This window comes from Marnyiella aurantia, assembly GCF_014041915.1.
Taxonomy (GTDB): Bacteria; Bacteroidota; Bacteroidia; order Flavobacteriales; family Weeksellaceae; genus Marnyiella; species Marnyiella aurantia.
In genome coordinates this window covers 509,901-522,342 of sequence record NZ_CP059472.1, presented here as the reverse complement: position 1 = coordinate 522,342, position 12,442 = coordinate 509,901, and the positions used below count along the sequence as shown (strand labels likewise).

Annotated in this window: 14 protein-coding genes; 2 read left to right on the top strand and 12 right to left on the bottom strand. The window is 44.5% G+C overall.

The annotated features are described in order from the left end of the window. Positions 1–2: 2 nt before the first annotated feature. The 6 genes from H1R16_RS02375 to H1R16_RS02350 all read right to left on the bottom strand — a co-directional run bounded on the left by H1R16_RS02375 (position 3) and on the right by H1R16_RS02350 (position 4,876). On the bottom strand, positions 3–1,313 hold the full coding sequence (locus tag H1R16_RS02375) for a TolC family protein (RefSeq protein WP_181885840.1): 1,311 nt from the start codon (positions 1,311–1,313) through the stop codon (positions 3–5). A gap of 91 nt (positions 1,314–1,404) precedes the next feature. Then, entirely contained in the window at positions 1,405–2,238 is an 834-nt protein-coding gene (locus H1R16_RS02370) for a helix-turn-helix domain-containing protein (protein WP_181885841.1), read from the bottom strand. Positions 2,239–2,397: 159 nt separating this feature from the next. Then, positions 2,398–3,165: an META domain-containing protein gene (locus H1R16_RS02365; RefSeq protein WP_181885842.1), complete on the bottom strand. Its 768-nt coding sequence runs from the start codon at positions 3,163–3,165 to the stop codon at positions 2,398–2,400. Between the two features lie 139 nt (positions 3,166–3,304). Beyond that, complete coding sequence (gene uraH / locus H1R16_RS02360) at positions 3,305–3,703, bottom strand: hydroxyisourate hydrolase (RefSeq protein ID WP_181885843.1); 399 nt, start codon at positions 3,701–3,703, stop codon at positions 3,305–3,307. Positions 3,704–3,719: 16 nt separating this feature from the next. After that, positions 3,720–4,241, bottom strand: coding sequence for a GlcG/HbpS family heme-binding protein (locus H1R16_RS02355; RefSeq protein ID WP_181885844.1), 522 nt, complete (start codon positions 4,239–4,241; stop codon positions 3,720–3,722). A 65-nt stretch (positions 4,242–4,306) separates the two neighbouring features. After that, the gene (locus tag H1R16_RS02350; protein ID WP_181885845.1) at positions 4,307–4,876 is read right to left on the bottom strand and encodes a Crp/Fnr family transcriptional regulator; all 570 of its coding nucleotides are present in this window, start codon (positions 4,874–4,876) and stop codon (positions 4,307–4,309) included. A gap of 319 nt (positions 4,877–5,195) precedes the next feature. Between H1R16_RS02350 and H1R16_RS02345 the strand changes: the two genes are divergently transcribed. Further along, positions 5,196–8,207, top strand: coding sequence for a DEAD/DEAH box helicase (locus H1R16_RS02345; RefSeq protein ID WP_228451028.1), 3,012 nt, complete (start codon positions 5,196–5,198; stop codon positions 8,205–8,207). Positions 8,208–8,323: 116 nt separating this feature from the next. Continuing rightward, entirely contained in the window at positions 8,324–9,100 is a 777-nt protein-coding gene (locus tag H1R16_RS02340; RefSeq protein ID WP_181885846.1) for a glycosyltransferase family 32 protein, read from the top strand. A 5-nt stretch (positions 9,101–9,105) separates the two neighbouring features. Here H1R16_RS02340 and H1R16_RS02335 read toward each other — a convergent pair whose 3' ends face one another. The 6 genes from H1R16_RS02335 to H1R16_RS02310 all read right to left on the bottom strand — a co-directional run bounded on the left by H1R16_RS02335 (position 9,106) and on the right by H1R16_RS02310 (position 12,442). Continuing rightward, positions 9,106–9,333, bottom strand: coding sequence for a helix-turn-helix domain-containing protein (locus H1R16_RS02335; RefSeq protein ID WP_181885847.1), 228 nt, complete (start codon positions 9,331–9,333; stop codon positions 9,106–9,108). Between the two features lie 3 nt (positions 9,334–9,336). Continuing rightward, positions 9,337–9,873: a DUF2975 domain-containing protein gene (locus H1R16_RS02330; RefSeq protein ID WP_181885848.1), complete on the bottom strand. Its 537-nt coding sequence runs from the start codon at positions 9,871–9,873 to the stop codon at positions 9,337–9,339. Positions 9,874–10,307: 434 nt separating this feature from the next. Continuing rightward, complete coding sequence (locus H1R16_RS02325) at positions 10,308–10,670, bottom strand: response regulator (protein WP_181885849.1); 363 nt, start codon at positions 10,668–10,670, stop codon at positions 10,308–10,310. A gap of 11 nt (positions 10,671–10,681) precedes the next feature. After that, entirely contained in the window at positions 10,682–11,248 is a 567-nt protein-coding gene (locus H1R16_RS02320) for a chemotaxis protein CheB (RefSeq protein WP_181885850.1), read from the bottom strand. After that, the gene (locus tag H1R16_RS02315) at positions 11,235–12,068 is read right to left on the bottom strand and encodes a CheR family methyltransferase (protein ID WP_228451385.1); all 834 of its coding nucleotides are present in this window, start codon (positions 12,066–12,068) and stop codon (positions 11,235–11,237) included. Before H1R16_RS02315 ends, H1R16_RS02320 begins: the two co-directional genes overlap by 14 nt. Beyond that, positions 12,068–12,442: a response regulator gene (locus H1R16_RS02310; protein ID WP_181885851.1), complete on the bottom strand. Its 375-nt coding sequence runs from the start codon at positions 12,440–12,442 to the stop codon at positions 12,068–12,070. Before H1R16_RS02310 ends, H1R16_RS02315 begins: the two co-directional genes overlap by 1 nt.

Genomic DNA, 12,442 nt, shown 5'->3' with positions numbered 1-12,442 from the left:
TTTTATAAAGTTCCGGTAGTTTTTAATAAGCTGTAATATTGGTACTGTACATTAATTTCGCTGTTCGCGTACTGGAGTTCGGCTTCCAGTTTGGCGTTGGTGGCATCGGTCATATCGGCCTGCAATGCCAGTTGGTTCAGGTATTTGGCTTCAATGATTTTATAATTTTCATTCGCCAGTTCTTCACTTTCCTTATAAAGTTTTGCCTGCTGCACAGCTTCGCGCCATTTCAGCCAGGCCGCATTGGTCTGTACATCCAGATTCTGCCGTTGGAGAACGAGAACGTTTTTAGCCTGATTCAGCTGAAACTTTCCGAGCTGTTCTTTTTCTTTAGTCTTATACAGATTGTCGATGTTGTAGCTGATGGAAACGCCCGTTTGCCAGGTATTGGTGTAGAAATCCTGCGCCGGCAAAGTGCTGGTTACAGGCCTGGCCATGCTGTAGCCGCCGAAAGCCGCTATGGTAGGCATCCTGTCGGTCCTGATGATTTCGATGTTCTTTTCGGACATGCTGATTCCCGTTTGCGCCGATTTCAGCACAGAATGGTTCTGGTGCGCCAACTCCTGAAAGTACGCTAATTCCTGTGCTTCAGTGGCTTCAGCAAAGGAAGCTGCCGGTTCTATAAGCACGTCCGGTGAGATTCCGATGGCAATAGCTAGCTGATAGTTGAGTGCGGCGCGGCTGTTGTCCAGTACCAGGATTCCCTGCTCCAGGTTCTTCAGCAAAAGTTCACCGCGGATGATTTCGTTGCGTGTTACCATGCCCTGTTTGTAGAATTTATTCACATTCTCCAGCCTCTGGGTGGCCAGTTTCCGATTGTTCAGGTAAACGTTTTTTTGGTTGATGATCTTCTGGATATCGAGATAGGTGGACATCACCAGAAATTTAATGTTCTGCGCATCTTTCTCATGATCCAGTTCCGCCAGTTGCTCGCGGAGTTCAGACAGCTCTATGGATTTCTTTACAAGTCCGCCCTTGAAGATCAGTTCCGAAGCCTGCACGCTGTACGAATTGCCGGAATGCGGCATGTTGACGGTGGCTACTTTCGAAAAGTCTTTGTCCAGAATCAGTGCGTCACCAAGATAAAAGGCATTGGCTGTGGCATTAATTGAAGGCAGTTTCTGCAGTTCCGCGATCCTGGTCTGCTGTCTGGCAATCTGTATGTTATCTTTCGAAAGTTGAAGTTGGGTATGGTTTTCCAGCGCCAGCTGCACCACTTCTTCCATAGTCAGGGTACGCTCTGTAAGCTGCGCGTTGGCGGTGGAAAAAAACAGACTCAGGACTGTTAGAGTCAGCTTGTATTTAAGGGTCATAATTTCCGTGATTTTTTACAGTACAAAGGTAGAGGCCCCGGCAGCGCTGTAAAATGACGGAAAGAATGAATAAAATGTTCAAAAGTAAGATTTATCCCCGGAAGCGTTTTCTGTAAACGTTGGGGCCTTCGCCGGAATGTTTCTTAAAGAAGTGCCCGAAGGAATACACATCACTGAACTTCAGGTCAGCAGCTATTTGCTGAAGTGTTTTATCCGTAGATGAAATCTGCGCCCTGGCCTCCTTCATCACGAATGCGGCAATGATCTGGCCGGCAGTTTGTCCGGTCACTGCTTTCAGGACCGCCGACAGATGTCGGGAAGTAATAAATTGTTTTTCGGCGTAGTAGGTAACCTCACGTTCATCCAGGTAAGAGTCACCTACATTTTTCAGGAACTGAAGCACAATTTCCTGTTTCCTGGATATCTTGTCCCTGGTAAAACGTGCCGACTGTGCAATCATATCCCCAAACTGATAAACGGTGGAAGAGAACAGGTGCCGGATGATTTCATCGCGGTGCGTGGATGCATCATTGCTTTCCAGTACCGTCTTCAGGAGGTCTGCATTTTTCCATATCCTTTCAAAGGGTTCGGGTTCCAGACCAAAATGTCTTACCAGTTCATTGCGGAAATAAACAAAGGCATTCAGCCGGTTGATCTTCAGCGGCAGCTTCTCAGTGTACTCTCTTGAAAAAGCCACCAGCAGAAGTTCCAGGTCCTGACTGATCTCAAGGATTTCGTACACGCGGCGCGAATCAATAAGCGCCACATGATTTCCGCTAAGCTCAATACGGTTTACATTTTCATTATAAACCACGCGGCCTTTTCTCAGAATTAAAAATGCGGGATTCTTCGGATGGTACGGATGTTTGATTTCTATATAATCAAAAATATTCTTCGCATTAAAAATTTGAATGGGCTGTTCCAAAAGCTAACATTTACAGCAAAGTTATTGAATTACGTACGGGCGATTTCATATTTAGGATGATGCGGCGAAAAAAAGCACCATTCACCGCAAATTATGCGGAGAACAGTGCTTGCCTGTACTGTGATTATGTAATGAAAACGTCTTTTACGCCACGGTTACTCAGAAATAGATGGCCTCAAAAACAGCCAGCGCGCTGTTGCCTTTCTTAAGGTGTAAGGTATCTCCGTTCAGTGTGTAACTGTCCGCGTTATGAAATACATTAAGGAAAGCCCGCTCATCCATTTTAAGTTCCGCGCAGGCCCTCATGGTGACGGCCATGTTTTCATTGAATAAAATCCTGTTGTTGTCTTTTAGCTCATAAGAACCGCTGAAGCCGTTGCACCCGCCAAAACCGCTGAGGCTGCCGTTGCTTCTCAGGATAAAATGGGCCTCACGTTCCTGGGCAGCTTCCATGGTCACAGGCTTACCGTCCAGTACGGTCAGTTTCCAGTATTTATTAAGAACGGGATTGGTGCTCATTTCCTCAAACACGGCCAATGGTGCCCTTCTACCCACATTCAGCATCAGTTTCCCGTCAATCAGCGTAAAGTTGTCTGCAGTGCTCAGTACTTCCAGGACATCTTTTTCAATATTCATGTCAGCAGGTGCACACATCATGCGCGAACTTGCCAATTGTGAGAATCGTATCTGCGTTCCGTTGGTGATAAAATAATTTCCAATCAGGGTGTTGCAGCCTGTTTTACCGCTCACTTTATTAGTTCCGTCCAGGCTAATATAAACCGGTAACGTGGCATTCATCTGCTGACCGTCCAGGGAGACAAGTTCCCATGTTTTATTTGCCGTATTTGAAACTTCGGTTTTTGTATTCTGCATAGGCGTACAGCTTGTTACAATAGCTGTCAGCACCGCTGTCATTAGTAATTTCATATGGTATAATTTTAAATAATTGCATTCATCAGAATCCCGTGCCGAACTTGGCGGTGAACGCGATTATAATGAATTAAAGTTGAAAATGGTTTGTAAACTCAACGGTCAGAAAGCGGCAGCCCAACCGCTGCTACCTTCCTTAGTTTCCTCTATAAGTGGAATAACCGTAAGCCGAGAGCGTAATGGGAACATGATAGTGTTGCTCATCGCGGATCTGGAAAACCACCTCAATAAACGGATAAAAGCTTTCTGTATTGTTATTTTTGAAGTAATCGCTTACCAGATAGGTTAGTTTAAAGATGCCGTTGGATGTATTTCCCGGCAGGAAATCGGTAATCCGTCCGTTGGCATCGGTGGTTTTTTCATCCACAAAAGTCCAGGTTCCGGCCACCTGCTTTTCCAGGCGGATCTTTACGCCGCTGGCGGGCGTTCCGCGCGACACATCAAGGATGTGACTCGATAACTGGTGGCTGTGGGTCTGGCCGAAAGCGAAAACCGACAGGACTGCAAAGATGGCAGTAAAAAACATTTTTTTCATATTGATCATTTTTGGATTATTTGGATGTTAAGATTCCTTTCTCGGGAATAGCGGCGGCACGCGCGATCGCATCGTCATTTTCGGGGCTGCCACCACCTGCCACACCTAGGCTGCCTATCACATTGCCGCGGTACCAAATGGGTACACCGCCACTCAGTAGCAGAAGTTCAGGCAGAGTGTTGAGGTTATTTGTATCAGGGTTGGCTCTGGCGTTCCTGAGTAGGGTAAGCGTTGCTGTTTTGGTGGATACTGCCGTGTAGGCCTTGCGCCGGGCGGCCTCGGTATTGTGAATACCCACACCGTCACCGCGCATAAGCAGGATAACGTTACCGGCGGTATCCAGCACCGCTAGGGAGACTTGCTTATTCAGTTGCGCGGCCTTTTCAGTACTGTTCTTTGCCAATTCCAGCGCAGCCTCTAAAGTCAGATGGTCAACGGATTTTACCAACCGGGCCTGTGGTGACGGTTGAGTCTCCGCACTGCGTTGTGCGAAGCTGCAGGAGAAAAAAAGGATGAAGAAAGCCGTTAGTATTTTCATACGTATTTTTCAGCAAAGGTAATACGCACCACCGGGAGAAATGTTGCTCCAGGTCAACGTTTTCCTTAAAGTCTGGATTTAATCCGGCTCAGGGTAGAGGGTGAAAGTCCCAGATAGGTAGCCGCCATTTTGTTGGACAGGCGCTGCAGCAGCAAAGGCTGGTGACGGATCACCCATTTTACCTTTTCTTCGGCATCAAAACTTTGGAAACCGTAGATTCTTTTCTGTGCGTTAATGAATCCCAGTTCCAGGATTTCAGTGTAGATGGCCGCAAAAGCGGGCTCGGTGGCCACCAGTTCGTAGAAATCGGCGCGGCCAATGCGTAGCAGATCCGAGGGCTCAATACTCTGCAGGTATTCATCTGCAGGCAGCTGGTCTATAAAGCTGGGCAGCGCGGTGATGAAGTTTCCCTCAAAGGCGAAGTAGCGCGAGCTTTCATTCCCGTCCTGATCTGTGGTAAAGATGCGCATGGAGCCCGAATTAATAAAGTAATAATGCCGGCACACCTCATTCCTGTCCAGCAGAATCTCCCGCCGCGCCGTCTTCACCGGGCTGAAGCAAGCACAGATGCGCTGCAGCACTGTCTCATCGGTTGGTTGTCGCGTGAGGATAAAGTGTTTCAGGGTTTTGTACATGCGAGGAAAATAAAGTTGTGCGAAAAACAAGGTATTTTAAATGAAAGCCTATCTAAAGAAATAATTGTTCCATTGTGAAATGATTTATTTATCATTGTAGGATATACGATCACCCACATATGGCGTAAATGGAAGGATCTTTTTTTCTTCACGCTTATTACAAATATTCACAACGCAAATGATGAATTTAGGAATTTATGAAAGCCTCATTACTGATGCCTTAAAGAACCGTCTCAATGATATTGATAGAAATTAATTTTATGTAGCAGACCAAAAGAAATTAGATGCGGATGAAGCAGTGCATTTCCTAGCGCTCCACTTGGGAGCAGCAATTAAAAGTGCGCTTAAATTAATTAAGGCCGAAAAGAAGCACCTATTAGTTGCTAAGCAAATTGAAATTACTAACAACATCCTTAAGTATCTGACGCAGGAAATTTCCCAGTACCAATTTATGGATGATCTGGTCTATGCTGAAGGATTGATTCTTGAGGGAGTTTTTGACAAATTAAATTCCAAGTACACCGATTTAAAGTTGCATTTAAGTGAGATCATGCCATTAACAAGGCTAACCCAAAGCGAACTGTTCACTGGGGGGAACGTTGGGCTGTCGCTTGATGCTGAATTAAAAAAGGAAATTCGATCTTCTGATAGAATCGATTTATTGGTTTCCTTTATCAAATGGAAGGCGATAGTCATCCTACGTGACGCGTTCCAGGAGTTTACCAGCAACGGAGGCAAGCTCCGTATCATTACCACGACTTATATGGGTGCAACCGACGCTAAAGCCATCCATGAGCTCAGTAAGCTTCCTAATACGGAGGTTAAGGTTTCGTATAACAATTCAAATGAGCGTTTGCACGCAAAAGCCTATTTGTTCTTCAGAAATTCCGGTTTCCATACCGGCTATATTGGATCTTCGAACTTTTCTCGTTCTGCATTGACTGATGGATTGGAGTGGAATGTCAAAGTAACTACCAAAGAGATCCCACACATCATTGATAAATTCCAAAAGACTTTTGAATCTTATTGGAACAATGCAGAGTTTGAATTATATGATGAATCGAAATTAAAACTCCTGGATGATGCGCTGCAGAATAATAAAATGGGCAAAGCGACACTGGAAGCTGTAAGATTTTTTGATTTAAAGCCTTATCACTATCAATCAGAAATCCTAGAAAAACTAAAAGTCGAAAGAAACGTACATAATTCTTATAGAAATCTTATTGTAGCTGCAACAGGAACTGGTAAAACCATGATTGCCGCCTTTGATTTCAAGAAATTTCTGGCAGAAAATCCCACTGCAAAGTTTTTATTTATTGCACACCGAATTGAAATCTTAAAACAATCACTGCACACCTTTAGAAATGTATTAAAAGACCAGAATTTCGGTGAACTGTACGGTAACGGTTATGAGCCTAAATATAAGAACGCTGTTTTTGCCACCGTGCAAACCTTAAGTAATTTGGATTTTGCAACTTACAGTTCGAAAGACTACTTCGATTACATAATTTTGGATGAAGCGCATCATGGGCAAGCCAGGACCTATCAGAAGGTCATTAATTATTTTACTCCTAAAATACTTTTAGGCCTTACTGCTACGCCGGAACGAATGGATGGTAAAAGTATTCTCCCAGACTTTAACAATAAGATTGCTGCCGAAATTCGCCTTCCTGATGCACTGAACAACAAACTTCTTTGTCCTTTCCAGTATTTTGGAATATCAGATTCCATAGATTATTCACGCGTTAAGTGGAGTAATGGAAAATATGATTCTACCGAGCTTACCCAAATGTACACATCTAGTGATATCAGGGTAGGTGATATCATCAAAAACCTTAATGATTATACGAAAGATCTTCACTCTGTTTCTGCCATTGGTTTTTGCATAAGTATTGAGCATGCAAAGTTTATGAAAAGCAGGTTTGAAGAAGCGGGATTACATGCTGAATATTTGGTTTCTGAAAACTCATCGAAACGGGAAGAAATTATCCATCAGTTCACTTCTAAGCAAATCAACTATCTTTTCGCGGTTGATATTTTCAATGAGGGGATCGATATTCCACAGATTGATACGGTATTGTTTCTACGGCCCACCGAAAGTTTAACGATCTTTCTTCAGCAATTAGGAAGAGGTTTGCGCTTATCGGATGATAAAGATGTACTAACGGTACTAGACTTTGTGGGGCAGGCACGGGATGAATACGACTTCGAAAATAAATTCCGTGCGCTTATAGGCAAAACAAATACTACAGTTCTCAAAGAAATCGAGCAGGATTTTCCTCATTTACCTTTAGGATGTTCGATTGTATTAGAGAAAAAAGCGAAAGATTTTATCCTTGAAAATATAAGGAAAGCGACCTCTATTAACAAACGACAATTGATCTCGAAAATCCATAAATTTCAATTTGATACCCATTTAGAACTAACTTTAAGTAACTTCCTTGCTTTTTATAATTTACGACTCCAACAAGTGTATAAAAATTATACCTTCAGTGAACTCGTGGAAGAAGCATTACGCAAAACTTGTGATAAACACAATTACGCTAATTATAAATCAATGCTTTCCAATAAACTTATGGCTACGGAATCGCTAAGTTATTTTCAGTTCATTTTGCAATTAATTGATCAAGATTTCCAGCTCGCCAACATGGAGAAGTCTGAGAATATTAACTTAATGGCCACCATGTTTTATTATGACTTCTATCAAAGCGCTTCCAAAGAGACGTCCCTCGAGGAAGGAATTAGAAAAATAGGCGACAATAAAGACATGGTAAAGGAGATTCATGAGTTCATTTCCTTCAAGATAGCGCAGATTAATTATGAGGAATTCCCACTCGAAGATTTTGCATTTCCTTTTCCACTGAAACTACATTCAAGGTATACAAGAGATCAAATTTTAGTGGCGATGCAATTAAGCACAGTAGAAAGTAAAAGTTCGAGCCGTGAAGGTGTGGCAGAAAACAAAGACCTTAAATGCGAGGCCCTTTTCGTGAACTTAAAAAAGTCAGAAGAAGATTTTTCGCCTACTACGATGTATGACGACTATGCGATTAATGAATCCTTATTTCATTGGCAATCTCAAAACCAGACCGCCGATACTTCAGAGAAAGGAAAGTCTTATATTAACCAGGAGGATAGGAAGAAGGCCATTCTTCTATTTGTGCGAGAATCAAAAACCGATGCCGATGGTTTTACACGGGGCTACGTGTTTGTAGGCCCTGTAAATTTCGTCGAATTTACAGGCTCCAAACCAATGTCGATCACCTGGCAACTCGAAAAGGAAATGCCACACTTTCTATGGCAAGAATCTGCGAAATTACAAGTAGGTTAAAATAAATCATTAGAAGTGGATAAGAATCGTAAACAATTAACTTTTCCCGTGTTGGATACCTGTTATATGTTTAATTTAGGTCCACTCTTTGCTCCCACCCATCCAAAATCAACCCCATGATTCCAAAGAAAATCCATTACTGCTGGTTTGGCGGACAGCCTAAGCATGAACTTGCCGAACACTGCATTGCTTCATGGAAGCGCATTCATCCCGATTTCGAAATTATTGAATGGAATGACGGCAATTCGCCGCTGGACGATAACCAGTATGTGCGCGAGGCGTATGCTCAGGGAAAATGGGCCTTTACCTCAGATTATGTGCGGTCTAAAGTGATGTATGAACATGGCGGCATCTATATGGACACCGATATGGAGCTGAAACTTCCGCTGGATGAATTCCTGAACGAGAAGGCCGTTTGTGGTTTTGAGGTGAAAGGCGTGCCGTACTCCGCTTTCTGGATGGCAGAGCCAAAACATCAGCTTTCAAAGGATTTTATGGACTGGTACAACCGCCAGGAGGGCTTCTTTGAGCGCATCAATACCGACATCTTCTCCGAAATGCTGGAAAAGGAATATGGCGCCGACCGCTACAGCGATACCCTGCAGGAACTGAAACACGGCGTGAAACTGTATCCGTCGGTGTATTTCTCGCAGGATCTGCCCCGGAATTATGTGAGTCACCATTTCAACGGTTCCTGGTTTGGCGGCGATGCTGAAAACACACATAAAAAAATGGTGAATGTCTACGGACTTCTGGAGCGACTGGTAAACTATCCTGATGCCGCAAAAGCTGTAAACAGCATCATTAACGAACATAAGATCATCGATATCAATAAAGTGCTGGATCTGCTTCCGAAGGAGAAGATATGGGAATACCTTAAGGAAAAACCATAAGATATCTAATCCGGTTTTGCTTTTTCATCCTCACTTACAAACTCCAGCAAATCACCGGGCTGGCACTCCAGCGCTTTGCAGATAGCTTCCAGTGTGCTGAAGCGCACGGCTTTGGCCTTGCCGGTTTTAAGGATCGAAAGGTTGGAGAGGGTAAGTTCCACTTTCTCTGAAAGTTCATTCAGCGACATTTTGCGTTTGGCCATCATGACGTCCAGGTTTACAATGATCGGCATGGCTTAAACGGTTAAGTCGTGTTCGTCCTGAAGTTCAACGCCTCTTTTGAAGATAGCAGAAATGACATAAATGATAGCGGCCATCAGAACAAATGCCTGGCTGTCGTTCCAAAACACATCCAGACTTCCGGTGCTGAACCCACTGCGTTCCACCTGTTTTGCAAACTGCCGCCCAATATAACTCAACAGTCCGATGGACAGGGTAAAGTAACTGATGGTTGAAATCTGTCGTGCCACGGTCAGCGTGAAGGGGTGATCCAGTTTCAGCGTCCAGGTAAGCTTAATTACCTCATAAAAAAGTACAGCCTTCAGCAGGGAAATGATCAGGATGAAACTGTAGAGACCATAATAAGTTGCGCTGCTTTGGTCGAAGATTCCGGTGAGGTCCAGTTTGTTGTAAAGCCTGGGCAGCATATCCGGACTGAAGATGCTGAATACGAAATTGACAATAAGGCCGCCGGCCTCAATGCTGAGGCCTACAAAGATAATCCAGGCTATAACCTGCAGGATAATGAACAGAATGTTATCGGTTTTAGACATGATTTAATGGTTTTAAGTAAAGTCAAAGCTAATTATTATTTATTGAAAAACAATAAATAAAAAACGAATAGCAATAAAATAATAGCGTTTACGTAGTGTGCCGTCAATGTCCTGTAAACGGCGGAAGACGAGTAGCGGTAACTGTTAAGCCAAAAAAAAGCAGCCTGAATCAGACTGCCTGTGTTAATATGACGGTTTATGACCGGCGTAATTTCCTAAACAGAAATCCGGCCGAAAACCACAGGACTGAAATAATGAGATAAAATATTGCCAGTACTGCCGCGAATTCTGCAAATCTCACAGCCATTTTCGGCTCCGTCGGGTCACCGTCCATAAGGTAAGACACGGTGGTTAGCACGAATGCTGCGCAAAAAAGTTTAAATAAGGTGTTTTTCATCATTGTGTTTTGGTAAAGGTTTGAGTATCCGCTGAAATTATGCTTCTGCATATTTCAGCACCGTCTTTTCAAAGGCCTCAATGTCGAACGGCTTGGCAATATAGTCGTCCGCACCCGCAAGTGCAGCAAGTTCGCTGATGTTGCTGTTGGCAGAGAAATAAATCACCGGAATGTGGCTGAGGTCCTCATTGCCTTTTATAAGCTTGGTAGCTTCAATCCCGCTGATGTCCGGCAGCCAGTTATCCATAAAGATCAGGTCCGGCATAAATTCAGTCACCTGTTCTACCACCTCATTGGTGGTTGGCGAAGTCTTTACCTCAAAACCCAAATCTTCCAGGATTTCGGTACAGAGTTCAAGGATCTCCACATTGTCATCAAAAATAAATACTTTCTTATCCATATTATTGTCTGTCAGTTAGTTAATGAATTAATATATCCCGGCATTTCGTCCGGTGTTAGTATGGCGTCGGCTTCTATCTGTTCCAGCGCGTGTGCAGGCATATAGTTAACCACCGCGGTGAGCGGATTCTGCACAAGCACTTTTCCGCCCTGTTGGGCAATGATCTTCAGACCGGCCGTACCGTCACTGTTCGCGCCGGACAGCAGAAGTCCCGCCATGTTTTTGCCGAAGACATCCGCAGCGCTTTCGAAACTTACGTCCAGCGAGGGTCGCGAAAAGTTCACTTTCTCCGAGGCATCCAGCGAAAAGGTACGGTTGTTTTCAATGAGCAGATGATAGTTGGGCGGGGCGATATAGATGGTGGACGGCTCCAGTGCGTCCTTTTCGTCCACCTCCTTTACCCGAAGCTGTGTTTTGGCGGCCAAAAGATCGGTCAGGATACTGTCTTTTCCCGGCATCCTGTGCAGCACGATGATCACCGGGAAGGGAAGTGCAGGATTGAGCCCGGGAAGCATCTTGAGCAAAACTTCCAGGCTTCCGGCAGAGCCTCCTATGATCAGTGCTTCACATTTTGTCATCGCCTGAAATTTTACGCCAGATTTTTTCACCTTTCAGCCTTTCAAAGTTTTTGGCAGTAGGCGAGAAATCCAGGGATTCCTTGGTGCCCAGGGCCAGGTAGCCGAATTTCTCCAGACTGTTGTCGAAGAGGCGGAAGACTTTATTCTGCAGCGGCCTGTCGAAGTAGATGATTACATTGCGGCACAGGATGAGCTGGAATTCGTTAAAGGAATTGTCCGTGACCAGATTGTGACTGGAGAAGATGATCTTGGACCTCAGTTCGTCATCGAGCTTACCCAGGCTGTAATTTGCCGAATAATAATCTGAAAAATTCTCACTTCCGCCGGCGGCAATATAGTTTTCCGTGTACAGCTGCAGTTTGCTCATCGGGATCATGGCCTGCGATGCATTCTCGAGCACCGTGTTGTTAATGTCCGTGGCATAGATCAGCGATTTGTTCAGTAGGTTCAGTTCCTTAAGGAAAATGGCTACCGAATAGGCTTCTTCACCGGTGCTGCAGCCGGCAATCCATATGCGGATGAAAGGGTAGGTGCCCAAACGCGGCAGGATTTCGGTGCGCAGTGTCCTGTAAAATGCCGGATCGCGGAACATTTCCGTCACGTTGATGGTTACCTGTTCCAGGAAACGCTTGAAATAGGCAGGATCTGTACGTATTTTATACCGGTATTCGGCGAAGCTTACAAACCTGTCCAGTTCAAAAAGTCTCACGATCCGCCGCTTCAGCGAAGCACGGGAATAGCCTGTAAAGTCGTAACCGTAAATTTCCAGCACATCGGAAAGCAGCATTTCCAGATGTTCATCAGCGTGTTCAGAAGTCACTAGTTCATTATTTGGTTAAGCAACTGCAAAAGTTCGTCCACATTTACCGGTTTCGAGATATATCCGTCGGCGCCGGCCTCCAGGCATTTCTCACGGTCGCCCGTCATGGCCTGCGCTGTTACGGCGATTACCGGAATATTTTTAAGGTTTTCCTCTGCTTTCATCCGGCCTATGGCCTCATAACCATCCATTTCCGGCATCATCATATCCATTAGCACTGCACCGATATTGGGATTTTGATCCATGAGGGCCAGTCCTTCCTTCGCACTCAGTGCGGAGAGACAGCTGTATTTCCTGGCCTTCAGCACCGCGCTTAGGGCAAAAATGTTCTTGCTGTCATCGTCAATGATAAGGATCTCTTTCTTTTCGTTCAT

Bases quoted from the DNA above. Each gene is read 5' to 3' on its own strand.
- uraH (WP_181885843.1), bottom strand. From the start codon at position 3,703: ATGAAAAAAATGTTTTTTACTGCCATCTTTGCAGTCCTGTCGGTTTTC.
- H1R16_RS02320 (WP_181885850.1), bottom strand. From the start codon at position 11,248: ATGACAAAATGTGAAGCACTGATCATAGGAGGCTCTGCCGGAAGCCTG.
- H1R16_RS02350 (WP_181885845.1), bottom strand. From the start codon at position 4,876: ATGTACAAAACCCTGAAACACTTTATCCTCACGCGACAACCAACCGAT.
- H1R16_RS02340 (WP_181885846.1), top strand. From the start codon at position 8,324: ATGATTCCAAAGAAAATCCATTACTGCTGGTTTGGCGGACAGCCTAAG.
- H1R16_RS02355 (WP_181885844.1), bottom strand. From the start codon at position 4,241: ATGAAAATACTAACGGCTTTCTTCATCCTTTTTTTCTCCTGCAGCTTC.
- H1R16_RS02365 (WP_181885842.1), bottom strand. From the start codon at position 3,165: ATGAAATTACTAATGACAGCGGTGCTGACAGCTATTGTAACAAGCTGT.
- H1R16_RS02330 (WP_181885848.1), bottom strand. From the start codon at position 9,873: ATGTCTAAAACCGATAACATTCTGTTCATTATCCTGCAGGTTATAGCC.
- H1R16_RS02310 (WP_181885851.1), bottom strand. From the start codon at position 12,442: ATGAACGAAAAGAAAGAGATCCTTATCATTGACGATGACAGCAAGAAC.
- H1R16_RS02335 (WP_181885847.1), bottom strand. From the start codon at position 9,333: ATGCCGATCATTGTAAACCTGGACGTCATGATGGCCAAACGCAAAATG.
- H1R16_RS02325 (WP_181885849.1), bottom strand. From the start codon at position 10,670: ATGGATAAGAAAGTATTTATTTTTGATGACAATGTGGAGATCCTTGAA.
- H1R16_RS02375 (WP_181885840.1), bottom strand. From the start codon at position 1,313: ATGACCCTTAAATACAAGCTGACTCTAACAGTCCTGAGTCTGTTTTTT.